24 protein-coding genes are annotated in these 22,347 nt (G+C 71.3%); 14 read left to right on the top strand and 10 right to left on the bottom strand.

From position 1 onward, the window contains the following. Positions 1-94 precede the first annotated feature (94 nt). The 5 genes from JJI54_RS20190 (at position 95) to JJI54_RS20170 (ending at position 4,904) form a co-directional block, all read left to right on the top strand. Positions 95-667 (top strand): polysaccharide biosynthesis/export family protein, encoded by a 573-nt coding sequence (locus JJI54_RS20190; protein WP_203074866.1) that lies wholly within the window; start codon positions 95-97, stop codon positions 665-667. A gap of 23 nt (positions 668-690) precedes the next feature. Further along, the gene (gene mepA, locus JJI54_RS20185; protein ID WP_318987538.1) at positions 691-1,521 is read left to right on the top strand and encodes a penicillin-insensitive murein endopeptidase; all 831 of its coding nucleotides are present in this window, start codon (positions 691-693) and stop codon (positions 1,519-1,521) included. A 151-nt stretch (positions 1,522-1,672) separates the two neighbouring features. After that, a complete protein-coding gene (locus tag JJI54_RS20180) occupies positions 1,673-2,482 on the top strand; it encodes an ABC transporter ATP-binding protein (protein WP_203074865.1) in 810 nt (269 codons plus the stop codon). Beyond that, the gene (locus JJI54_RS20175; RefSeq protein ID WP_456305606.1) at positions 2,472-3,341 is read left to right on the top strand and encodes an ABC transporter permease; all 870 of its coding nucleotides are present in this window, start codon (positions 2,472-2,474) and stop codon (positions 3,339-3,341) included. The genes JJI54_RS20180 and JJI54_RS20175 overlap by 11 nt, the downstream gene beginning before the upstream one ends. A gap of 108 nt (positions 3,342-3,449) precedes the next feature. Beyond that, entirely contained in the window at positions 3,450-4,904 is a 1,455-nt protein-coding gene (locus JJI54_RS20170; protein ID WP_203074864.1) for a hypothetical protein, read from the top strand. A gap of 189 nt (positions 4,905-5,093) precedes the next feature. On the opposite strand, the gene JJI54_RS20165 is transcribed toward JJI54_RS20170, so the two are convergent. Continuing rightward, complete coding sequence (locus JJI54_RS20165) at positions 5,094-6,128, bottom strand: polyprenyl synthetase family protein (RefSeq protein WP_404817626.1); 1,035 nt, start codon at positions 6,126-6,128, stop codon at positions 5,094-5,096. An 82-nt stretch (positions 6,129-6,210) separates the two neighbouring features. On the opposite strand from JJI54_RS20165, the gene JJI54_RS20160 reads away from it, so the two are divergent. Further along, a complete protein-coding gene (locus JJI54_RS20160) occupies positions 6,211-6,429 on the top strand; it encodes a putative signal transducing protein (RefSeq protein WP_203074862.1) in 219 nt (72 codons plus the stop codon). Continuing rightward, positions 6,426-7,142: a tRNA1(Val) (adenine(37)-N6)-methyltransferase gene (locus tag JJI54_RS20155; protein ID WP_203074861.1), complete on the top strand. Its 717-nt coding sequence runs from the start codon at positions 6,426-6,428 to the stop codon at positions 7,140-7,142. The genes JJI54_RS20160 and JJI54_RS20155 overlap by 4 nt, the downstream gene beginning before the upstream one ends. A gap of 18 nt (positions 7,143-7,160) precedes the next feature. On the opposite strand, the gene JJI54_RS20150 is transcribed toward JJI54_RS20155, so the two are convergent. Further along, entirely contained in the window at positions 7,161-7,790 is a 630-nt protein-coding gene (locus tag JJI54_RS20150) for an acetyltransferase (RefSeq protein ID WP_203074860.1), read from the bottom strand. 55 nt (positions 7,791-7,845) lie between these two features. Between JJI54_RS20150 and JJI54_RS20145 the strand changes: the two genes are divergently transcribed. After that, positions 7,846-8,565 (top strand): SCO family protein, encoded by a 720-nt coding sequence (locus JJI54_RS20145; protein ID WP_318987537.1) that lies wholly within the window; start codon positions 7,846-7,848, stop codon positions 8,563-8,565. Positions 8,566-8,666: 101 nt separating this feature from the next. Beyond that, positions 8,667-8,951: a hypothetical protein gene (locus tag JJI54_RS20140; protein WP_203074859.1), complete on the top strand. Its 285-nt coding sequence runs from the start codon at positions 8,667-8,669 to the stop codon at positions 8,949-8,951. A gap of 84 nt (positions 8,952-9,035) precedes the next feature. Here JJI54_RS20140 and JJI54_RS20135 read toward each other — a convergent pair whose 3' ends face one another. Genes JJI54_RS20135 through JJI54_RS20125 form a run of 3 tightly spaced genes read right to left on the bottom strand, consistent with a single transcriptional unit; the run spans position 9,036 to position 12,218 of the window. Then, complete coding sequence (locus JJI54_RS20135) at positions 9,036-10,094, bottom strand: ribonucleotide-diphosphate reductase subunit beta (RefSeq protein WP_203074858.1); 1,059 nt, start codon at positions 10,092-10,094, stop codon at positions 9,036-9,038. A 25-nt stretch (positions 10,095-10,119) separates the two neighbouring features. Beyond that, on the bottom strand, positions 10,120-10,353 hold the full coding sequence (locus tag JJI54_RS20130; protein ID WP_203074857.1) for a hypothetical protein: 234 nt from the start codon (positions 10,351-10,353) through the stop codon (positions 10,120-10,122). Beyond that, a complete protein-coding gene (locus JJI54_RS20125) occupies positions 10,344-12,218 on the bottom strand; it encodes a ribonucleoside-diphosphate reductase subunit alpha (RefSeq protein ID WP_203074856.1) in 1,875 nt (624 codons plus the stop codon). Before JJI54_RS20125 ends, JJI54_RS20130 begins: the two co-directional genes overlap by 10 nt. A gap of 372 nt (positions 12,219-12,590) precedes the next feature. On the opposite strand from JJI54_RS20125, the gene JJI54_RS20120 reads away from it, so the two are divergent. From JJI54_RS20120 to JJI54_RS20105, 4 genes are all read left to right on the top strand, one after another. Beyond that, positions 12,591-13,583, top strand: a complete 993-nt coding sequence (locus JJI54_RS20120) for a Bug family tripartite tricarboxylate transporter substrate binding protein (RefSeq protein ID WP_203074855.1) — start codon at positions 12,591-12,593, stop codon at positions 13,581-13,583. A gap of 160 nt (positions 13,584-13,743) precedes the next feature. Beyond that, a complete protein-coding gene (locus JJI54_RS20115; protein WP_203074854.1) occupies positions 13,744-14,136 on the top strand; it encodes a hypothetical protein in 393 nt (130 codons plus the stop codon). Between the two features lie 104 nt (positions 14,137-14,240). Next, positions 14,241-15,221, top strand: a complete 981-nt coding sequence (locus tag JJI54_RS20110) for a Bug family tripartite tricarboxylate transporter substrate binding protein (RefSeq protein WP_203074853.1) — start codon at positions 14,241-14,243, stop codon at positions 15,219-15,221. A gap of 158 nt (positions 15,222-15,379) precedes the next feature. After that, positions 15,380-15,892, top strand: coding sequence for a cupin domain-containing protein (locus JJI54_RS20105; RefSeq protein WP_203074852.1), 513 nt, complete (start codon positions 15,380-15,382; stop codon positions 15,890-15,892). 49 nt (positions 15,893-15,941) lie between these two features. Here JJI54_RS20105 and JJI54_RS20100 read toward each other — a convergent pair whose 3' ends face one another. The 5 genes from JJI54_RS20100 to JJI54_RS20080 all read right to left on the bottom strand — a co-directional run bounded on the left by JJI54_RS20100 (position 15,942) and on the right by JJI54_RS20080 (position 21,048). Continuing rightward, positions 15,942-16,637, bottom strand: a complete 696-nt coding sequence (locus tag JJI54_RS20100; RefSeq protein WP_203074851.1) for an EthD domain-containing protein — start codon at positions 16,635-16,637, stop codon at positions 15,942-15,944. After that, on the bottom strand, positions 16,637-17,911 hold the full coding sequence (locus JJI54_RS20095; RefSeq protein ID WP_203074850.1) for an ArgE/DapE family deacylase: 1,275 nt from the start codon (positions 17,909-17,911) through the stop codon (positions 16,637-16,639). Before JJI54_RS20095 ends, JJI54_RS20100 begins: the two co-directional genes overlap by 1 nt. 61 nt (positions 17,912-17,972) lie before the next feature. Next, positions 17,973-18,860, bottom strand: coding sequence for an alpha/beta fold hydrolase (locus tag JJI54_RS20090; RefSeq protein WP_203074849.1), 888 nt, complete (start codon positions 18,858-18,860; stop codon positions 17,973-17,975). A gap of 54 nt (positions 18,861-18,914) precedes the next feature. Then, on the bottom strand, positions 18,915-19,937 hold the full coding sequence (locus JJI54_RS20085; RefSeq protein ID WP_203074848.1) for an amino acid ABC transporter substrate-binding protein: 1,023 nt from the start codon (positions 19,935-19,937) through the stop codon (positions 18,915-18,917). Between the two features lie 76 nt (positions 19,938-20,013). Then, positions 20,014-21,048: an amino acid ABC transporter substrate-binding protein gene (locus tag JJI54_RS20080; protein WP_226381941.1), complete on the bottom strand. Its 1,035-nt coding sequence runs from the start codon at positions 21,046-21,048 to the stop codon at positions 20,014-20,016. Between the two features lie 224 nt (positions 21,049-21,272). Here JJI54_RS20080 and JJI54_RS20075 point away from each other — a divergent pair, with 224 nt between their 5' ends. Beyond that, on the top strand, positions 21,273-22,346 hold the full coding sequence (locus tag JJI54_RS20075) for an alpha/beta hydrolase (RefSeq protein ID WP_203074847.1): 1,074 nt from the start codon (positions 21,273-21,275) through the stop codon (positions 22,344-22,346). The last annotated feature ends 1 nt before the right edge of the window (position 22,347 follow it).

Below are 22,347 nucleotides of genomic sequence, written 5' to 3'. Positions count from 1 at the left end.
GCAAACAAGGGCGTGATGACCCGCCTGCGGAAGGAAACGCATCGCCCCGCCGCGCGTCCCTGCCCCCGACTGCAATCGAAGGGGACCGCCCGCCATGACGTCACGCCGCCTCGCCCTGATGCTGCCGCTCCTGCCCGCCCTCGGCCTCGCCGCCTGCGCCAATCCGGGGCTGGACCTGCCGCCCCTGCCCGATGCCAGCCGCAGCGCCTATCGCCTGGGCCCGGAGGACCAGCTCCGCGTGACCGTGTTCAACGACCCGCGCCTGACCGGCGAATTCCGCGTCACCGATGCCGGCACCATCGCCCTGCCGCTGATCGGCGCCATCCAGGCCGCTGGCCGCACCACGGCGGAGGTGGAGCGCGCGGTGGAGCAATCCATGCGGGAGAAGAACCTGTTCCGCGACCCCTCCGCCGCGGTGGAGGTGATGACCTACCGCCCCGTCTTCGTGCTCGGCCAGGTTGAGCGCGGCGGCCAGTTTCCGTATCAACCCGGCATGACGACGCTGACCGCCGTCGCCGTCGCCGGCGGCTTCAACTACCGCGCCCTGCGCGACTACGTCTCCGTCACCCGCGTGACGGAGGAAGGCCGCGCGCAGGAATTCCGCGCCAGCCGCCAGGCCCTGCTGCAGCCCGGCGACGTGGTGACGGTGTTCGAGAGGCGCTTCTGAGGCCCGCCCTCCGCCCGTTCGCGGTGCTGGCCGCGCTGGCCGCCAGCCCCGCCTTCGCCGCGGAGGGCCCCCTTGCCCGCGCCGCCGACTGGGCGGCGCTGTCCCGCCCCACCCCCGGCCCGGCGCGGTCCATCGGCACCACCAACCTCGGCTGCATCGCCGGCGCCGTGGCGCTGCCGCCGGAAGGCCCGGGCTGGCAGGCCATCCGCGTGAGCCGCAACCGCCATTGGGGGCACCCCGCCACCATCGCCCTCGTCGCCCATGTGGCCGGCGAGGCGCGGCGGGCGGGGCTGCCGGACCTCTGGATCGGCGATCTCGGCCAGCCCCGCGGCGGCCCCATGCCCTGGGGCCATGCCAGCCACCAATCGGGGCTCGACGCCGATATCTGGCTCGACCTCCGCCCCAAGCCCCGCGTCCCGGCGGCGCAGCGGGAGGAGCTGGCCATCCCCTACCTCGTCCTGCCGGACGAATCGGCCGTGGACCCGGCGCGCTGGACGCCCCGCCACGCCACCCTGATCCGCATCGCGGCGGAGGCCCCGGGCCTCGACCGGCTGCTGGTCAACCCCGCCATCAAGCGGCGCCTCTGCGCGGACCACCGGGGGGAGCCCTGGCTGCGTCGCGTGCGCCCCTGGCGCGGGCATGACAGCCACATGCACCTCCGCCTCCGCTGCCCGGCCGACAGCCCCGAATGCCGGGACATCGCGCCGCCACCGCCCGGCGATGGCTGCGACGCGACGCTGGACTGGTGGTTCACGCCCGAATCGCGCCAGCGCCCGCCGCCGCCCGCCCGCCCGCCGGCGCCGCCCCGCATGCCGCTGGCCTGCGCCGCCCTGCTCTCCGCGCCTAGCCCTTAGGCGGATTGCCCAGGAAAGCAGCATTAAGCGGCGGTAACGCTGCGCCGCAGCAGGCATCACGTCCTCACGACGGCTTGCGCCCGCCTCCCCCCCTGTCGCACACACGACCCTGCACGCGCCCGATCCAGGGGGCGCCTGGCCGGGGGGTTCAATGGAACGACCGTTCGTCGAGATCAGTGGCGTCGCCATGCGCTACGGCGGCGTGGAGGGCACGCTGGCGCTCCAGAACGCGACGCTGGAGGTCGCGAAGGGCGAGTTCATCGCGGTCGTCGGCCCCTCCGGCTGCGGCAAGTCCACGCTGATGCGCCTCGTCACCGGCCTCTGGCCCGCCACCGCCGGCAATGTCGTGGTCGCGGGGCAGGAGGTCGATGGCCCCCTCAGCATTGCCGGCATGGCCTTCCAGAACCCGACCCTGCTGCCCTGGCGCAACATCATCGACAACGTGATGCTGCCGCTGGAGGTCGTGGAACCGCACCGCCGCCAGCTCCGCAGCCAGCGCGCGATGTATGAGGCCCGCGCCCAGGACCTGCTGAAGCTCGTCGGCCTCGGCGGCTTCGACAAGAAGTTCCCGCACCAGCTCTCCGGCGGCATGCAGCAGCGCGCCAGCCTCTGCCGCGCGCTGATCCACGAACCCGCGCTGCTGATGCTGGACGAGCCCTTCGCCGCGCTCGACATCTTCACGCGGGAGGACCTCTGGTCCGTCCTGCAGGATGTCTGGATCGCCCGCCGCCCGACCGTGATCCTGGTGACGCACGACCTGCGCGAAGCCGCCTTCCTGGCCGACCGCGTGCTGGTCATGTCGTCGCGCCCCGGCCGCATCATCGCGGAACGCCAGGTGGACCTGCCGCGGCCGCGCAACCTCGACACCACCTACCTGCCCGAATTCGTGTCCCTCGTGCATGACCTGCGGGAACACATCAGCGCCGCCCGCAAGGGCGAGGAGGTCACCAGTGGCCACTGACGCGAAGGTCGCCGACGGCTCCATGTCGCCGGAGGCGCTGAAGCGCCTCGAAGCCCTGGCCGCCGCCGCGCGCCGCCGCAAGCGGCTGCAGGCCTGGCTGCCCTGGCTGGTCATCATCGGCATGTTCGTCATCTGGGAAGTCGCCGTGAAGGCCTTCCAGGTGCAGCAATTCGTGCTGCCCGCGCCGACCGACATCGCCGCCAGCATGATCAAGTGGTGGAAGCCGCTGCTGGACAATTCCTGGCAGACGCTGATGACGACGCTGATCGGCTTCGGCCTGGCCATCGTCTTCGGCCTGCTGCTCGGCATCGCCATCGGCAGCTCGACCCTGCTCTACCACGGCCTCTACCCGCTGCTGATCGGCTTCAACTCCGTCCCCAAGGTGGCGGTGGTGCCGATCCTGGTGATCTGGTTCGGCATCGGCACCGTGCCCGCCGTGATCACCGCCTTCCTGATCAGCTTCTTCCCCATCGTCGTGAACGTCGCGACCGGCATCGCGACGGTGGAGCCGGAGCTGCGGGACGTGCTGCGCGCACTCGGCGCCAAGCCCACCGACATCATCCGCAAGGTCGGCCTGCCGCGCGCCATGCCCTACTTCTTCGCCTCCCTGAAGATCGCCATCACGGTGGCCTTCGTGGGATCGATCATCGCGGAGACGGTGGCCGCCAACAAAGGCATCGGCCACCTGATGATCCTCGCCTCCTCCCGCTTCGACGTGCCGCTGGTCTTCGCCGGCCTGATGGTCACGGCGGTGATGGGTGTCGCGATGTATGTCGCGGCGGTGGCGATCGAGAACCGCACCACCGGCTGGGCCATGCGCGGCCAGACGGACCAGCAGACGGCGCTCGCCGGCGTCTGATCGCCGCGGCGCCATCCCCGGCGGGGGTGGCGCCGTCGCCGGGCAGACCCTTCCGCCCGCGCATCCACCCGTTGCAAGCTGCGGCATCCGCCCCGGGAAACCCCGCCCATGCGCCGCCTGGCCGCCGCCACGCTCCTGCTCCTGCTCGCCCTGTCGGCGGAGGCCCAGCAACGGCCGCCGGCCTGCACCGCGCCGGCCGGCCCTCTCCAGGCCACCATCTGCGGCGATGCCGCGCTGCGCGCCGCCGATGCCCGGCTGCGGGCCGCGGAGCGTGCCGCCTCCACCACCACCGGGCGCCCGGCCACCCTCGCGGTCCGGGCGGAGGCCTTCCAGCGCCGCCTCGAAGCGGGCGAGACCCAGGCCACGCCGCCCCGCCCCTTCACGCGGGAGGAGCTGCTGGACGAATACCGCGAACGCACCAGCCAGCTGGACGACCTCGTCCGCCAGGACCGCTCCATCCGGCGGCTGGAGGTCCAGCGCTGCCCCGATGGGCGCCGCGACTGCCCGCCCAACCCCGTCTTCGCCCGCCCCGCGGCGCTGGAGCGGACCTGCCTCGGCAGCGCGCTCCGCAACTGCCGCGTCGGCGCCGCCGGCCTCGTCGCCAGCGAGGACCGCAACACCCGCATCCTCTGGCAGATCCAGCACGGCTTCACCGACAGCGACGGGCTGCGCGCCGGCATCGTGCTGATGGCGGAAGCCCGCGGCGGCTGGCGCCTGCTCGGCTGGTCCTTCGAGGGCGTGAGCTTCGCGCCCCCCCGCCTGGTGGAGACGGATGACGGGCCGATGCTGCATGCGGAGGGCCGGACCGGCGGCTCCGGCAACGGCAATGCCGACCTCTTCTACCGGCAGACCCCGCAGGGCTGGGTGGAGATCGAATCGGAAAGCTGGTGGGCAAGCCTGCCCGCCCGCCTGCCCGCCGGCCTGACCATCATGCAGGGCGTGGACTACGATGCGGAGACGCTGTCCGCCCGCTCCGCCCTGTGGCGGGAGGAGGATGGGAATTGCTGCCCGCGCGGCGGCCGCGCGATGCTGGATTTCCGCGTGCGGGAACGCGCCCTGGTCCTGGCCGCCGTCACGCTGGATGCCGTCGCCCGCGCCCAGCAGCCGGAGCCCCCGGCCTGCCCGGCGGAGCGCGCCACCTACCGCTTCGGCGGAGAGGGCGAGTTCACCGCCGAATTGCGGCGGGAAGGCCCGCCCCCCGGCGCCGAATCGGACCTGGTGCTGCGGCTCCGCTCCGCCGCCTCCTTGCGCGACTACTGGTTCCGCTTCACCCAGTCCCAGGGCTACGGCACGCAATACGTCCTGCCCATCGCCCCGCCCACGGCCGAGGGCACGCGCGACCTGGAGGTGGAGGACGACGCCATGCCGCTGATGGCCTTCCACGGCGTCAGGGCGGATCTCTCCCTGCTGGAAAGCCCGCCCCGCAGCGGCATGCCCGCGCCGCGCCACCTGTTCCTGCCCGGCATCGGCCAGGCGCTGTGGTACGGCCAGATCCCCGGCACGCCCGCGGCATCCCGCGAATCGCTGCGCCCCGGCTTCTGGACCCTCTCCGCCTGCCGCTAGGGTAGGTCAGGCGCGGGCAGAAGCGCCTGACATACCCTAGCCTTTTGTCTTGTCGTGCGATTCACGCCCTTCGGCGATGACGCCTCGGGCGATCGCACTCCATCGCCCCGAAAACCCCCCTCCCCATACAGAATGGAGAGGGTTGGCTGAAGCGGGCCTGACCAGCGCCAGAACCCCGCCCCCGGCGTCCTACCGCGCGCGGGAGATGCAGAACTCCACGATGCCCTCCAGCGCCCGGCGCTCCACGCCATCCGGGAACACCGCCAGCGCCTCCAGCGCCGCATTGCCGTAGTCGCGCGCGCGGCCGACGGTGTCGGCGAAGGCGGCGTGCTTCTCCATCAGCGCGATCGCCCGCGCCAGGTCCTCATCCGCCTGCTCCCGCTCCTCCAGCGTCCGCCGCCAGAAGGCGCGCTCCGCCTCGTCGCCGCGCTGGAAGGCCAGCAGCACGGGCAGCGTGATCTTGCCCTCGCGGAAATCGTCGCCGACCGTCTTGCCCAGCGCCTCCTGCTTCGCGCTGTAGTCCAGCGCGTCGTCGATCAGCTGGAACGCCACGCCGAGGTTGTGGCCATAGGCGCGCAGCCCCTGCTGCTGCGCGGGCGTGCAGGCGGCGACGATCGCGCCCACCTCCGTCGCCGCCGCGAACAGCGCCGCCGTCTTGCCCTCGATCACCGCCAGGTACTGCGCTTCCGTGGTCGCGGTGTCGTTCTGCGTGATCAGCTGCAGCACCTCGCCCTCGGCGATCGTGGCCGATGCCTCGGACAGGATGCGCAGCACCTCCAGCGACCCATCCTCCACCATCACCTGGAAGGCGCGGGCAAACAGGAAATCGCCGACCAGCACGCTGGGCTTGTTGCCGAACAGCGCATTGGCGCTGGCCTGGCCGCGGCGTAGCGCGCTTTCATCCACCACGTCGTCATGCAGCAGCGTCGCGGTGTGGATGAACTCCACGCAGGCCGCCAGCGCCACGTGCCGCTGCCCGTCGCGATATCCCGCCAGCTTCGCCGCCGCCAGCGTCAGCAGCGGCCGCAGCCGCTTGCCGCCCGCCGCCACGATATGCGCGGCCAGCTGCGGGATCAGCGCGACGGGGCTCTGCATCCGCTCCACGATCAGGCGGTTGCAGGCTTCCAGGTCGTCCCGCACCAGCGCGGTCAGCGCCGCAAGCGCATCCTCTCCACGGACGATGTCCGAAGCTGCGGTAGTGCTCGGCGCGACGGACAAATCCACGCGATCTTGACCTCGATAGGGTGCCGCGCAACTTAGCCACGCCCCCCCATACCGGCAAGGAGGCAGCCCGGAAGGCGGTTCGATGCGTGTCCTGCTCGCCACCACCGATCCCGTGCGGCTCTCCTTCCTCATCGCCCTGCTGCGCGATGGCGGCTGCGACCCCGTGGTGCTGGATGGCCATATCGGCGCCCTCGAAGGCAACATCGGCGCCTTCCCGCGCCGCCTCGCCGTGCCGGAGGACCAGGAAGCCCAGGCCCGCCGCATCCTGCGCGAGGCGCAGGAAACCGAGGGCTGGCGATGATCACGGAGGACACGCTCCTCGGCGGCCGCGTCCGCCTGCGCCAGCCCGAACGCGGCCTGCGCGCGGGGCATGACGCCGTGCTGCTCGCCGCCAGCATCCCCGCGAAGCCCGGCCAGGCCGTGCTGGAAGCGGGCTGCGGCACCGGCGCCGTCTTCCTCTGCCTGCTCGCCCGCATCCCGGGCCTCCAGGTCCTCGCCATCGAACGCGACCCCGCCCTGGCCGCGCTGGCGCGGGAGAACGCCGCCCTGAACGGCCACGCCCACCAGGTGACGGTGCTGGAGGGCGACGTGGCCGACCCGGCGCTGCGCGCCGCCCTGCCCGCCTGCGCCCACGCCTTCGCCAACCCGCCCTACTGGCCCGCCGGCACCCGCCCGCCGGAGGCGCTGCGCGCCAACGCCACCCATGCGGAGGCCACGCCGCTCGCCGCCTGGACCACCCTGCTGGCCTGGCGCCTGGCCCGCCTCGGCAGCCTCACCCTCATCCTCCCCGCCGCGCGCCTGGCGGACGGCATGGCGGCGCTGACGGCGGCGCGGTGCGGCAGCCACACCCTCCTCCCCCTCTGGCCCCGCCCCGGCCAGGCGGCCCGGCGCATCCTCCTCGCCGGCCGCCGCCACGGCCGCGGGCCGGCGCGGGTGCTGCCGGGGCTGGCGCTGCAGGACGGGGATGGGATGGCGGAGGCGGTGCTGAGGGAGGGGGCGGGGATCGGGATTTAGGGGCGGTGGCCGCCCGCGCTACATCTCCCGCGCCGGCACCCCCCCCACGCGCGCCCCCGCCGCCACATCCGCCGTCACGGTCGCCCCGGCCGCGATCAGCGCGCCCGGTCCGATCCGGCGGCCCGCGATGGTGGTGGACCCCGCGCCGACCAGGCAGCGCGCGCCCACCCGCACCAGCCCGCAGAGGACCGCGCCGGGCGCGATGTGGGTGCCTTCGTCCACGGTGCATTCGTGTTCCACGATGGCCCCGGTGTTCACCAGGCAGAGCCGCCCGATCCGCGCTTCCGGCCCCACCACCGCGCGGGCGAAGACCTGCGCGCCTTCCGCCAGGCTGGCATGGGGGGAGACGAGGGCCCCCGGATGCACCAGGGTCGGCAGCACGAAGCCGAAGCCCCGCGCCTGGTCGCCGAGCTGCAGCCGCGCGGCATTGTCGCCGATCGCGATCACGGCGCTGCCGATCCCCGCGGCGCGCAGCGCGGCCAGCCGGTCCAGCCCGCCGATCACGGGCTGGCCCAGCACCGGCGGGCGGTCCGGCGCGTCATCCACCAGCCCCGCGATCCGGTGGCCGAGCAGGAGCAGCGCCTCCACCACGGGCCGAGCATGCCCGCCGGCGCCGATGACGACGACCTGATGTTCCCCTGCCCGCACCGCCGCCGCCTCCTGCCGCTGCGCCGTCTGTAGCCCATCCGCGGCCTCGCGTCCGGTGGACGCGACCGCGCCGGGCGCCTATGTCACCGCCATCATGCTCGCCGCCATTCGCATCGCAGCCCTCGTCCTGCTTCTCATGCTGGGGGGGCTCTGGGCCTCGGCCTGGCTCGGCAAGGGGGATGACGACACCGTCGCCGATGCCTTCCTCCGCCGCATCGCCTCCATCTTCGGGCAGGACATGCCGGCGCCGGCCGCCGGGGGCGTGCAGCTGCCGCAGGGCATCGCGCTGGGCGGGCCGTTCAGCCTGGTGAACCATGAAGGCCGCGCCGTGACGCAGGCGGATTTCGCCGGCGGCTTCATGCTGGTCTATTTCGGCTTCACCTATTGCCCGGATGTCTGCCCGACCGAACTCGGCATCATGGCCAATGCCATGGACCTGCTGGGGGAGCAGGAGCGGCGCGTCACGCCGGTATTCATCTCCATCGATCCGGAGCGTGACACGGTACCGGCGATGGCCGACTACGTCTCCCGCTTCCATCCGCGCATGGTCGGCCTGACCGGTTCGGCGGAGCAGGTGGCCGCCGCCGCCCGCGCGTATCGTGTATTCTACGCAAAGGTGAACAGGCCGGAGATGAGCCAGTACCTGATGGACCACTCCTCCTTCATCTACCTCGTGGGCCCGGATGGCCGTGTTCGCACGCTCTTCCGGCCGGAAACCGCGCCCGAGGCGATGGCGCAGTCGATCCGCGCGCATCTGCGCAGCGCCGGGCGCTGAACCCACCCGCCTGAAGCGGAGGGTTCCGGCGCGCCTCAACCCAAGCTATTGTGTGCGCCGCGCGCCGGGACCCTGGCGCCGTACTGGGAGCTGCATGCTGCATGTCTGACGAGGAACGGGATCCGTCCGGCCGCGATGCGGGGCGCGCGCCCTCTGGCCCACCGCGTCACACGCGCCGGCTTTCCGACAAGATCCTGATCGCCTTCCACCATGCCTGCGACCAGGGCGATTTCGAGGTGGCGGAAGAACTCCTGCGTATCCTGGAGATGATGCTGACGCGCCGTCCCGTCTCCCCGGACGTGAACCGCCGCAAGAACATGGAAAGCCTGGTCGCGGCGCATGAACGCCTGTGGCTGCTGCGCCACCCCGACGCGACCGAGAACTGAACACGACAACGCCCGCGGCGCTGCCGCCGCGGGCGTCCGGTACCACCGAACGGCGCCCCGTCCCGCGGGGCGCCGTCTCCGTGTTCAGTGCCGGCTGGCCAGCTCGATCTCGCCTTCCGGCTGGGCGCTGGTGAAGGTCGCGTCGCCGAAGGCCTCCTCCCACGAACCCTCGGTGCTGGCGCGGGAGTATTCGGTCGCGCGGTTCTCGAAGAAGTTCGTGTGCTCGATCGCGTTCAGCATCTCGTCGAGCCAAGGCAGCGGGTTCTTCTCGACGTTGTAGAGCGGGTTGAGGCCGAGCTGCTGCAGGCGGCGATCCGCGATGAAGCGGATGTACTGCTTGGTCTGCGCGGCATCGAGGCCCTGCACGCCGCCGAGTTCGAAGGCCAGGTCGATGAAGGCGTCCTCATGGTCCACGATGGTGGAGCAGATGAGGTAGAGGTCGCGCTTCAGCTCCTCCGTCCAGATCTCCGGATTCTCCTGCACGAAGGTGCGGAACAGACGGATCACGCTGAGGCAATGAAGGGTTTCATCCCGCACCGACCAGCTGACGATCTGCCCCATCCCTTTCATCTTGTTGAATCGAGGAAAATTCATGAGGATGGCGAAGGAGGCGAAGAGCTGCAGCCCCTCCGTGAAGGCGCCGAAGGCGGCGAGCGTCTTCGCGATCTCGGTCTTGTTCTCGACCGAGAAGGAATGCATGTAGTCGTACTTGTCCTTCATCTCCTTGTACTTGAGGAAGGCCGTGTACTCGATCTCCGGCATCCCGATGGTGTCGAGGAGGTGGGAGTAGGCGGCGATGTGGATCGTCTCGGTGTTCGAGAAGGCCGACATCATCATCAGCACTTCGGTCGGCTTGAAGACCTGGCTGTACTGCTTCATGTAGCAGTTGTTCACCTCGACATCGGCCTGGGTGAAGAAGCGGAAGATCTGCGTCAGCAGGTTCCGCTCCGTGGCCGTCAGGTTCTTCTGCCAGTCCTTCACATCATCCGCGAGCGGCACTTCCTCCGGCAGCCAGTGGATGCGCTGCTGCTGCAGCCACGCCTCATAGGCCCAGGGGTAGCGGAACGGCTTGTAGACGGGGTTCGCCGTCATCAGGTCGAAGCGGATCGGCAGCTCGTCGCGCGGGATGGAATCGTCGGGCATGATGATGCTCTCGTCTGCGATAATGTCAGTTGGCGAGGTGGTGGTCAGACGCGCGTTGTGAAGAACCGTCCCGCAGGCTTCGCGCCAGTTCCGCCGCGACGCGGTCGAGGTCGGCGACAAGCCGCCGCACCTCCGTCACCGGCCCGCGCAGTTCCAGCATGCGGTCGAGGTCACGCTCCAGCGCGCGCTTGCGCGCGCGCAGTCCCGCCGGCTCGCTCGGCAGCATGTCGAGGTCGATGACGGGCAGCGTCACTGGCATGCCAGGCATTCCTCGTAGTCGTTGCCATTGGCCTTCGGCTCGGCATCCAGCCGCCGCGCCACCAGCGGCAGCGGCACCGCCGCGCCGTCATTATGCGCGGCCATGACATCGCCCTGGCCCACCACCTTCGCGCTGATCGTATCGGCGCGCTGGATGGACAGGCTGCGGCAGTAGTAGAGCGACTTCACGCCCTTCTTCCACGCCATCATGTGGATCTGGTGCAGGTCCCGCTTGTGCACGTTGGCGGGCAGGAACAGGTTCACCGACTGCGACTGGCAGATATAGGGCGTGCGGTCGGCGGCATGTTCCACCACCCAGCGCTGGTCGAGCTCGAAGGCCGTGCGGAAGGTCAGCTTCTCCTGCTCCGTCAGGAAGTCCAGGTGCTGCACGCTGCCCTTGGTGACGGTGATGCTCGTCCAGGTCTCCTCGTCGTCACGCCCGTGCTTGGCCAGCACCTTCTTCAGGTGCGGGTTGCGGACGATGTAGGACCCGGACAGCGTCTTGTGGTTGTAGACATTGGCCGCGATCGGCTCGATGCCCGGGGAGGCGCCGCCGCAGATGATCGAGATCGACGCCGTCGGCGCGATCGCGATCTTGTTGGAGAAGCGCTCCATGAAGCCGTATTCCGCGGCATCCGGGCAGGGTCCGCGCTCCTCCGCCAGCATGCGGCTCGCGAAATCGGCCTGCTCGCGGATGTGCTTGAACATCCGCTTGTTCCACACCTTCGCGATCGCGCTCTCGAAGGGCACGTTCATCGCCTGCAGGAAGCTGTGGAAGCCCATGACGCCGAGGCCGACCGACCGCTCCCGCATCGCGGAATAGCGCGCCCGCGCCATGCTGTCCGGCGCGGTATCGATGAAGCTCTGCAGGACGTTATCCAGGAACCTCATAACGTCCGGGATAAACCGAGGAGAATCCTTCCACTCGAACCAGGTCTCGCAGTTCAGGGACGACAGGCAGCACACCGCGGTGCGCTCCATCCCGTGCTGGTCGATGCCCGTCGGCAGCGTGATCTCGGAGCAGAGGTTGGAAGTCTTCACCTCCAGGCCGGAGAGCTTGTGGTGCTCCGGCCGCGCGCGGTTCACGTGGTCGGAATAGATGATGTAGGGCTCGCCCGTCTCGATCCGCGCCGTCAGGATGCGGATCCAGATGGCGCGGGCGGAGACCTTGCGCATCAGCGCCCCGTCCTTCGGGGACACCAGCGCCCATTCCTCGTCATTCTCCACCGCGCGCATGAAGGCGTCGGAGAGCAGCACGCCGTGGTGCAGGTTCAGCGCCTTGCGGTTCGGGTCGCCGCCGGTCGGCCGCCGCATCTCGAGGAATTCCTCGATCTCCGGATGGTTCACCGGCAGGTAGCAGGCGGCCGATCCGCGGCGCAGGCTGCCCTGGCTGATCGCCAGCGTCAGGCTGTCCATCACCCGGATGAAGGGAATGACGCCGGAGGTCTTGCCGTTCCGGCCGACCTTCTCGCCGATGCCCCGCAGGTTGCCCCAGTAGGACCCGATGCCGCCGCCCTTGGCCGCCAGCCAGACATTCTCGTTCCAGAGGCCGACGATGCCGTCCAGGCTGTCCGAGGCCTCGTTCAGGAAGCAGGAGATCGGCAGCCCCCGCGTGGTGCCGCCATTGGACAGCACCGGCGTCGCCGGCATGAACCACAGCCGGCTGATGTAGTCATAGATCCGCTGCGCATGGGCAGCGTCATCCCCGTAGGCGGATGCCACCCGGGCAAACAAGTCCTGGTAGGACTCACCCGGCAGCAGGTACCGGTCATCAAGCGTCGCCTTGCCGAAATCCGTCAGCAGCGCATCGCGCGACCGATCGATCCGAACCTGGCCATGGCCTTCAAGCTGAACTGCATCAAACACGACCAACCCCCCGAAATTGCTCCGCAGTGGTGGAGCGACTCCCCCGTGGCGCGGAGAATGCCCCCGACGGGCTCAGTCCAACAAGATGTAGTGTTGCCACACTCACCCAAACACCACATGCGCCCCGCAGTTCACCTGTTGCAATTTTTTTGTGGTCCCTACAGGCGCGCCGAAGTTCCCGTTTCGTTCATTGACGGAAAGCAAATTACGCCCTGCCGCGCCGCGGCTCCACCCCCATTCGCGTGGGATTCCAAGGCATCCCCGGTGTCCACGCAATCCACAGCCCCGCCGCGCTTTCCCCCCGCCCGCCCCTTCGCGATTCCGCCCGCCCGCCCCATCATGCCCACCACAAGATATAGGGATGCCGCCCCCATGACCTCGCCCTTCCGCCGCCGGACCCTCCTCGCCGCCCCGGCCGCCCTCCTCGCCACCCCCGCCATCGGCCAGGGCACCGCCCCCGGCGCCTGGCCGCAGCGCCCGGTGCGGATCGTGGTGCCCTTCGGCGGCGGCGGCGGGTCGGACGTCACCACCCGCATCATCGCCCCCCGGCTGCAGGAGGTGCTGGGCCAGCCCGTGGTGATCGAGAACCGCGCCGGCGCCGGCGGCGTGGTCGGCACCGACTATGTCGCCAAGCAGCCCCCGAACGGGGAGGTCTTCGTCCTCGCCACCCTCTCCCCCATCGGCCTGGCCCCCGGCCTGCCCACGCCGATGCCCTTCGACCCGATCCGGGACCTGACGCCGGTCGCCCCCACCGTCTTCGTGCCCATCGGCCTTGCCATCACGCAGCGCGGCGTCACGGCGCGCACCGCCCAGGACTTCGTCGCGCTGATGAAGGCGCGGCCGGGCCACTACCAATATGGCAGCTCGGGCGTCGGCTCCTCCGGCCACATCGCCGCCGCCACCTTCGCCATCAAGACGGGAACGCAGGCGATCCACGTCCCCTATCGCGGCGGCGGCCAGGTCTTCACCGCGCTGCAATCGGGGGAGATCCACTATTGCTGCGACATCGCCAGCCTGCTGAAGCCCTTCCACGATGCCGGCACCGCCCGCATCGTCTTCATGGCGACCGATGAGCGCAGCAGCCTGGTGCCGGATGTGCCGACGGCGCGGGAAGCCGGCATGCCCGACTACAAGGCCTATTCCTGGTACGGCATCTTCGGCCCCGCCGGCCTGGCCCGCCCCATCGTGGACCGCATGGCCCAGGCGCTGGAGACGGTGCTCTCCGACGCCACCATCCAGCGGCGGTTCGAGGAGATGGGCACGCCGGCCATGACCGGCTGGAACCCCGACCGCTTCGCCGCCTATGTGCGGGAGGAGAACGCCACCTGGGCGCCGCTGGTGCGCAGCCTGAACATCCGCGAATAGGGCGCGGCCCGCGATTTGTTATTCACCGGGCAAGGCCGGCGGGCGCATGATGCCCCCGGCGAACCCCGCGCGGCTGGCGAAACAGACGAAACAGCCGCGACACGGTTCGGCCACGGATCAAGGGCAGAATGCCCCCGCCATCCATCCGGAGTCGCCGGCCATGCCCGCGCGAATCGACACGATCTCCATGCTCCAGGGCCTCGCCCTGGGGCTTCTCTTCACCTCCGCGGCCTCCCGCGTCTCCGCCGCCCGCGCCCGCTCCGCCAGCAACAGCCCTTCCCTGTTCCGCGTCGTCACCATGCGCGGCGACCTGCTGATCGGCCTCTCCCGCCAGGACATCGCCGCCAGCGGCACGGGGCCGGAAGCCGATCGCCTGGCCGGGCGCATCGCGGCGGAAGGCAGCCTCACCGCCTGGCGCTACGTCACCCGCCGCGGCGCGGATGGCACCACGCGGCTCGCGGCGCGGGACCGCGTCTGCCTGCTGCGGCAGGATGTGCTGATGCTGGAACCGCACGCCTCCCTCCTGCCGGTCCTGCCCCCGCCCCCCGCCTGAATACCCCCGCCTGAATACCCCCCGGGCGCGCCCGCGCGGCGCGATGGGCACTAGGCGCCGCGGCGGCAGGCGCGCTTTGATCGGGGTGCCCGAAGGATCGCCCCATGCCCCTGCTCCGCCGCCGCGCCGCCCTCCTCCTGCCCCTCGCCGCCCCCCTCGCCCACCCGGCGCTGGCGCAGGCCCCCTGGCCCACGCGCCCCATCCGCATCGTCGTCGCCTTCGGCACCGGCGGCGGCACGGACATCACCACCCGCCTGCTGGCGCCGCGCCTGGCGGAGATCCTCGGCCAGCCCGTGGTGATCGAGAACCGCGTCGGCGCCGGCGGCACGGTCGGCGCGGACTATGTCGCCAAGCAGCCCCCGAACGGGGAGACCTTCCTCCTCGCCACCGTCTCCAACACCGCCCTCGCCCTCGGCCTCTATGCCCGCCTGCCCTATGACCCGCTGCGGGACCTCGCCTCCGTCGCGCCGACCGTCTTCGTGCCGCTCGCCATCGCCGCCTCCGCCAGGCTCGGCGTCACCAACGCGCAGGACTTCATCGCCCTGCTCCGCGCCAATCCCGGCCGCTTCAGCTATGGCAGCGCGGGGGCCGGCACCTCCGGCCATATCTGCTCCTCCTCCTTCCTCGCCCGCATCGGCGCGACGGCGGAACACGTCACCTACCGCAACCCCGGCCAGACCTTCCTGGCGCTGCAGCAGGGGGAGATCGCCTTCACCACGGATATCCCGAGCCTGCTCGCCCCCTTCCACCGCGAAGGCACGGCGCGGATGATGTTCGTGGCGACCGAGGAACGCAGCCCCGCCGCGCCCGACGTGCCGACGGCGCGGGAGATCGGGCTCGGCGAGTTCAAGGCCTATTCCTGGTACGGCATCTATGCCCCCGGCGGCACGCCGCGGCCGATCGTCAACCGCATGGCCGCCGCCATCGACCAGGCGCTGGCCGACCCCGCCATCGCCCAGCGCTTCGAGGAGATGGGCACCCCCGCCATGCGCGGCTGGACCCCCGACCGCTTCGCCGATTTCCTGAAATCGGAGATCGACCTCTGGGTGCCCCTCGTCCGCGCCTCCGGCGCGCGGGCGGACTGAGTCGCGCCGACGGCGCGGCAGCGCATCGCTCCTCCCCCGCCGCCCCGGCGTGGCAGGGATTCGCCCGCGCGGCCCCGCGGCCAGCCGGACCGTCCTCCGCTCTGGCGCCCCGCCCGGCCGGGCGCCAGAGTGCCCCATCGAGGAACAAGGACCCCGCCATGCCGCATGATGGCATCCCGCATCACCACCACGACGAACCGCACCACCACACGCCCCCCGATGGCTGGAAGAACACCGGCGTCCGCGTCATCCCCGGCGACAGCCTGGACGCGAACACCGCCCAGACCCCCGGCATGAACCGCGCCGCCGCCATCAACCTGGCGCGCGTCGGCGCCCAGAAGATCTGGGCCGGCACCGTCCACATCCACGCCAATGCCAAGACCGGCGCGCATCACCACGGCGCCCTCGAATCCGTCATCTATGTGGTGAAGGGCCGCGCCCGCATGCGCTGGGGGGAGAAGCTGGAATTCGTGGCGGAGGCCGGCCCCGGCGACTTCATCTTCGTCCCCCCCTACGTCCCCCACCAGGAGATCAACGCCAGCACGGATGAGACGCTGGAATGCGTCCTGGTGCGCAGCGACAACGAGGCCGTGGTGGTGAACCTGGAGATCGAGCCGGTGGAGAAGCCGGAACAGGTCCTCTGGGTGGACCCGATCCACAAGGCGCCCTGATCGCCAGGCCCTCTCCCCCCAAGGCGGGGAGAGGGCCGGCTGGGGGCGGCTACGCCGCCTTCAGCACATGCTCCGTGGTGTAGAGCCTGGTCGCCCGCGCCAGGAAATGCCCGACATCATGGATGATGGCCTGGCGCCCTGCCTCGCTGTCGAACCACTGCGCCGCCATCACCTCGGCCGAGGGGAAGTGAAGCTCCGCCACGCCGCCGAAGCGCGGCACCGGCAATGCCTCCGGCCCGATCGCCTCCACCCAGTCCCGCACATAGCGCCCCATGCCGATATGGACGCGCAGCGCGAGCGAAGCGTGATGCGTCCAGAGCCGCCGCGCCGCCGCCGGCGGCAGGTCGTCGTGGAAGCACATCAGCGCCAGGAACTTCACCCCCGGCGCCCGGCGGCCGGCCGGCCGCGCCAGCCCGTCCTTCTCCACCGTCTCCGCCACGCGGATGGAGGTCCGGGGCAGCCCCGCCACGCGCGGCGCCAGCCAGGCCAGCGCCGCCTCCAGCGCCGCATCCTCCCCCCAGGCATCGATCACCGCGTCGAAGGCGGGCTCCGCCGGCGCCGGCGCCTCCCCGGGCCGCTGCCAGGGCGGCACGGCGGGCGTCGCATCCACCAGGCAGGCGGAAAGCGCGGCAAGCTGCGGCACCGCCGCCAGCAGCCCGGGCGCCAGCCCCGCCCGCACCTCCGCCCGGAAGGCCGCGCGATCCGCGCCGGCCGGCGCCGCCAGGAAGACCCGGTGCTTGCCCATCACCGCACCCCGCACCAATCCGCGATGAAGGCCGCGATGGTCAGCGTGCAGGTCTTGAGGTCATCGAGCGAGGTGCGCTCGTCGAAGCCATGCGCCCCCTCCCCCCTCGGCCCGTAGCAGAGGCCCGGGACCCCCATGTAGAGCCCGTAGTAGCGCGTGTCGTTGACGGCGGTGCTGCGCCGTTCCGGCATGGCGCCGCCATGCACCGCCTGGTGCGCGGCCGCCAGCACCGCCTCGGCCTCCGACCCCGGCTCCAGCACATAGGGGTCGGTCTGGAAGCCGTGGAAGGTGATCTCGGGCGGGTTGTTGGCCAGGAAGGCATCGCCCTTCGCGGCCGCCTTCACCACCGCCTCCACCCCCGCCATCGCCTCCTCCGGCGTCGTCCCCGGCAGCAGGCCGATGCGGCAATCCACCTCGCACCAGGATGGCGTCGATGACGCCCAGTCCCCGCCCCGGATGATGCCGGGGTTGAACTTGATGGGATCCGTCGCGCCATACCAGGGATCGTTCCGCCCGGCCTCGTTCAGCGCCCTGGTATGGGCGTAGAGCGCGTTGATCAGCGCATAGGCGGACATGATGGCGTTGGTGCCGTCCTGCGCCACCATCACATGCACCGGCACGCCGCGGACGCGCAGCCGGAACCAGATCGTGCCCGTCTGGCTGCGGGTGATGGCATGGCCCGTGGGCTCCGGGATCAGCGCGGCCTCCGCCCGGTAGCCCCGCAGCAGCGTCGCCAGCGCGCCATTGCCGGTGCTCTCCTCCTCCGTCACGGTCTGGAGATAGACATCCGCCGCCGGCTCCAGCCCCGCCGCGCGGATCGCATCCATGGCGAAGACCATGGCGGCGACCCCGGCCTTCATGTCATGCGCGCCCCGCCCATAGAGCCAGCCATCGCGGATCACCGCCGCATAGGGCGGGTGGGTCCACATGGCGTGCGGGCCTTCGGGCACCACGTCGATATGCCCCTGCAGGATCAGGCTGCGCCCGGTGGGGTTCGCGGCGCGATGCGCGGCCACCATCTGCACGCTGCGCGCGGGGTCCGCATCCACCATCGGCGCCGCCTTGGGGTGCCCGGCCAGCGGCACATCCGCCAGGGTGAAGCGGTCCATCGCATAGCCGCGCGCCGCGAGTTCCCGGTGCATCCAGTCCTGCAGCGGCGCCTCCGCCCCCCGCAGCGAGGGGAAGCGCACGAGGTCCTGCAGGAACGCCACCTCCTTCCCGAACCCCGCCTCCACGGCGGCGCGGAGACGGTCGAGGATCGCGGGGTCGGGCATGCGGCGCGGCCTTGGGATGTTGTCCCCGCATGGAACACGACCCGCGCCGCGCTGCGAAGCCTCAGCCCGCCGGCAGGTCCAGCACCGCCGTCGCGAAGGCCTCCGGCGCCTCCTGCGGCAGGTTGTGGCCGATGCGCGGGAGCACGCGGCGCTCATAGCCGCCGGTGAAGTGTCGATGATGGCCTTCCGATCCCGCCGGCGGGCCGACGCCGTCGCTGCCGCCATGCAGGTTGAGGCTCGGCACCGTGATCGCCGGCCTGGCCGCCAGCGCCGCCTCCAGCCCCTCCAGCGCCGGATCGCCCGGCGCATAGCCGAAGCGGTGGCGGTAGGACTGGATCACGACGGCGACGAAATCCGGGTTGTCGAAGGCCTGCGCGCTGGCCTCGAAGGTCGCGTCATCGAAGGCCCAGTCGGGCGACCACAGCCGCCACAGCAGCCGCGTGATCCCGCGCCGGTCCGCCTCCAGCCCCGCCCGCCCGCGCTCCGTGTGGAAATAGTACTGGTACCACCAGCGATGCTCCTGCTCCGCCGGGGCAGGCCGCGCGGCGCCCGCGATGTCCTGGATGTTGTAGCCCGTGCAGGTCACCAGCCCGGCCACGCGTCCGGGCCACAGCGCGGCGACGATGCAGGCCGCCCGCCCGCCCCAGTCATAGGCACCCAGCACCGCCCGCCCGATCCGCAGCGCATCGAGGAACTGCAGCAGATCCTGCCCCAGCGCGGCCTGCTGCCCGGATCGCGGCGTCGCCGCGGAGAGGAAGCGCGTCGGCCCATAGCCGCGGAGATAGGGCACCAGGCAGCGCCGCCCCGCCGCCACCAGCCTGGCCACCACCGCGTCATAGGCGCGCGGCGCATAGGGAAAGCCGTGCAGCAGCACGACGGGCGGGCCATCCGGCGGGCCGCTTTCCTCATAGGCGATGTCGAGGACCGGCGTGCGGACATGGCGGATCATCCGCCGATCATGGCCCTTCCCGGCCCGCGCCGGGAAGGGCCAGGCGCGGTCACCTCACCGCATCGGCGGCGCGTATTGCAGCCCGCCACGCGTCCAGAGGTTGTTGATGCCCCGCGGGGAGCCGAGCGGCGTGATGTGGCGCTCCCACATCTCCCCGAAATTGCCGACGCTGCGCACCACGCGCACCGCCCAGTCATTCTCCAGCCCCAGCATCCGGCCAAGGTCGCCGGTGCGGCCCGTGAAGCGCTGCACATCCGGGTTGGTGCTGGTCAGGAAGCTGTCCACATTGGCCTGGGTGATGCCCATCTCCTCCGCCGTCACCAGCGCGAAATGGGTCCAGCGGACGATGTCGAACCAGCGGAAATCGCCCTTCCGCACCAGCGGCCCAAGCGGTTCCTTGCTGATCACCTCCGGCAGCAGCACGTAGTCACCGGCCTGCGCCCCCTGCCCCGCGCGGAAGGCCGCGAGCGTCGAGGTATCCGACGAATAGGCATCGCAGCGCCCCGCGACGAAGGAGGAGCGGATCTCCTCGATGTTGTCGAACAGCACGGGCTGCAGCCGCATGCGGTTGGCGCGGAAATAGTCGGCGACGTTCAGCTCCGTCGTCGATCCGGATTGCAGGCAGACGCTCGCGCCATCGAGCTGCGTGGCGGAAGTGACGCCGAGGCTGCGGCGCACCATGAAGCCGTTGCCGTCGTAGTAGTTGACGCCGGCGAAGACCAGGCCGAGCTGCGCCTCCCGCGACAGGGTCCAGGTGGTGGCGCGCACCAGCAGGTCGATCTCGCCCGCCTGCAGCGCCGTGAAGCGCTGCTGCGCGGAAAGCGGCACGAAGCGCACCTTTTCCGGATCGCCCAGCAGCGCGGCGGCGACGGCGCGGCAGTAATCGGCATCGAGGCCCCGGAACACGCCGCGGCCGTCGGGCGTCGCGAAGCCGATGGTGTTCGGCGTGACGCCGCAGGCCAGCTGCCCGCGGGCGCGGATGGCGGCGACGGTATCGGCGGGCGCCGCCGGCGCCTGCGCCAGCGCCGGAAGGGCGGAAGCCAGCAGCGCGACGGCGCCGGCGAGGAAGCGTTTCATGCCTGTTGTCCCTAAACGAAGAAGGGGGCGGCGGTCGCCCGCCGCCCCCGGAAAGCCATGGCCCGTGGCGCGATGCTCAGCGCATCGGCGGCGCGTATTGCAGCCCACCGCGGGTCCAGAGGTTGTTGATGCCGCGCGGGAAGCCGATCGGCGTCATGTTGCGCTCCCAGATCTCGCCGTAGTTGCCCACCGCGCGGATGATCTTCACCGCCCAGTCGTTCTCCAGCCCCAGCATGCGGCCCAGGTCGCCGGTGCGGCCCACGAAGCGCTGGATGTCCGGGTTGTTGCTGGTCAGGAAGGTATCCACATTCGCCTGGGTGATGCCGAACTCCTCCGCCGTCACCAGCGCGAAATGGGTCCAGCGCACGATGTCGAAGAAGCGCCAGTCGCCCTTGCGGACCACCGGGCCCAGCGGCTCCTTGCTGATGATCTCCGGCAGCAGCAGGTAGCGGTTCGCATTCGCCCCCTGGCTCGCGGCGAAGGAGGCGAGGGAGGACGCGTCGTTGGTATAGGCGTCGCAGCGGCGGGAGATGAAGGCGTTGCGGATCTCCTCGATGCTCTCGATCACCACCGGCGTGAAGCGCAGGCGGTTGGCGCGGAAGAAGTCCGCCATGTTCAGCTCGGTCGTCGTGCCGGGCTGCACGCAGACCGTCGCGCCATCCAGCTGGCGGGCGGAGGTCACGCCGCTGTCGCGGTGCACCATGAAGCCCTGGCCGTCATAGACGTTGATGGCGGCGAATTCGAAGCCGAGCGAGGCTTCCCGCGCCAGCGTCCAGGTGGTGCTGCGCACCAGCAGGTCGATCTCGCCGGATTGCAGCATGGTGAAGCGCTGCTGGGTGGAGGAGGGGACCACGCGGATGCGGCTGCCATCGCCCAGGATCGCGGCCGCGACGGCGCGGCAGTAATCCACGTCGATGCCGCGCCACACGCCCTGGCTGTCCGGCAGCGAGAAGCCGACGGTGGACGGCGCGTGGGAGCAGACGAGCTGCCCGCGCGCGCGGATCGCGGCCACCGTGTCGGCGCTGGCCGCGGGCTGCGCCAGGGCCGGCGCGACGGTCAGCGCACCCAACATCGCGGCGCCGATCGCGGCGCCCATCTTCGCAAGGTTCATTCGTGAAGCTCTCCCAAGAGACCTGTCGTGGTGCGCCGGACGGCTCCGACGAACAACACAGTGTCATTGGGCCTTGCGCCATCGGCAAGAGCCGTATGCGCCCTTTCTACCGGCGCGGGCATCGGCGGCCGGCAAGGCCGCGCCACGCCCGCGCCCGGGCAAGCCCCTTCCGTCGGCCGCCCACTTCGCCCTAGCCTGCCTCCGCCAAGACGCGGAACGATGCCATGCCGCAACGCCAGGTCTTCTTCGCCACCAACCGCAAGCCGGTGCAGGGCGCCTTCGGGATCGATTGCTGCGACCCGCCCGATACGCTCGCGCTCGGCGTCGCGACCTGCGCGGCGGAAGCCGATCCGGTGCCGGAAGGCCGGCTGCTCGCGGGCTCGCTGCAACTGGCGGAGGATCCCGACACCGCGCTGGCGGCGACGGTGGACAAGTGGCTGGCCATCGCGCGGCGCACCGGGGCGATGCCGCTGCTCTTCGTGCATGGCTTCAACCACGACTTCACCGAGGCCCTGACCCGCACGGCCAAGCTGGCGCTATGGCTGGAGGAAGGCGGCACCGGTCCCCTGCTGCCGCTGGCCTTCACCTGGCCCAGCCATGGCGCCGGCAGCGGCGATGGCTATGCGGCGGACCGCATCGCCGCCGGCCGTTCCGGCCATGCCCTGGCCAAGCTGGTCGCCACCATCGCGGGCGCGCCGCGGCAGGGGCTGCGCATCGGCTATGTCGCGCATTCCATGGGCGTGCGCGTCACGCGGCACGGCATGCAGGCCATCGCGCCGCTGCTGCCCTCCCTGCCCCTGCCCGTCTTCGCCCAGGCGCTGCTGCTGGCCGGCGACGATGAATGCGACGTGCTGGACCTGCCGGGCGATGGCAGCGACGACAGCCAGGGCGGGTTGCGGCCCATCGCGGACCTCGCCCGCCACGTCACCATCGGCGTCAACCGCGATGACGGCGTGCTCTGGGCGATCTCGCGCCTGATGAACGGCGTCCCGCGCCTCGGCGCCAGCGGGCCGCGCCGGCCGGCGCAACTGCCGCCGGGCATCGGCATCGTGGACTATTCCATGCAGGTCCTGGCCTCCGGCGGCGGCACCCTGCCCGGCAGCGCACCCATCCCGCAGACGGAAGCGGAGGTGAACTGGATCGGCCACCAATGGTACCGCAACGCGCCGCTGGTGCGGCGGGACCTGGTCGCGACGCTGGCGGCGGACCTGCCGCCCGCCGCCATCCCCGGCCGCCGCGCCGCCGTGCCGGATGGCACGCCCACGGGCGAGATCGCGGGCCGCCTCTACCTGGCGTGAC

This window comes from Falsiroseomonas ponticola (assembly GCF_016805305.1).
GTDB classification, from domain to species: Bacteria; Pseudomonadota; Alphaproteobacteria; order Acetobacterales; family Acetobacteraceae; genus Falsiroseomonas; species Falsiroseomonas ponticola.
The sequence above is the reverse complement of the archived record's forward strand: the minus strand, read 5'-3'. Positions and strand labels throughout refer to the sequence as shown.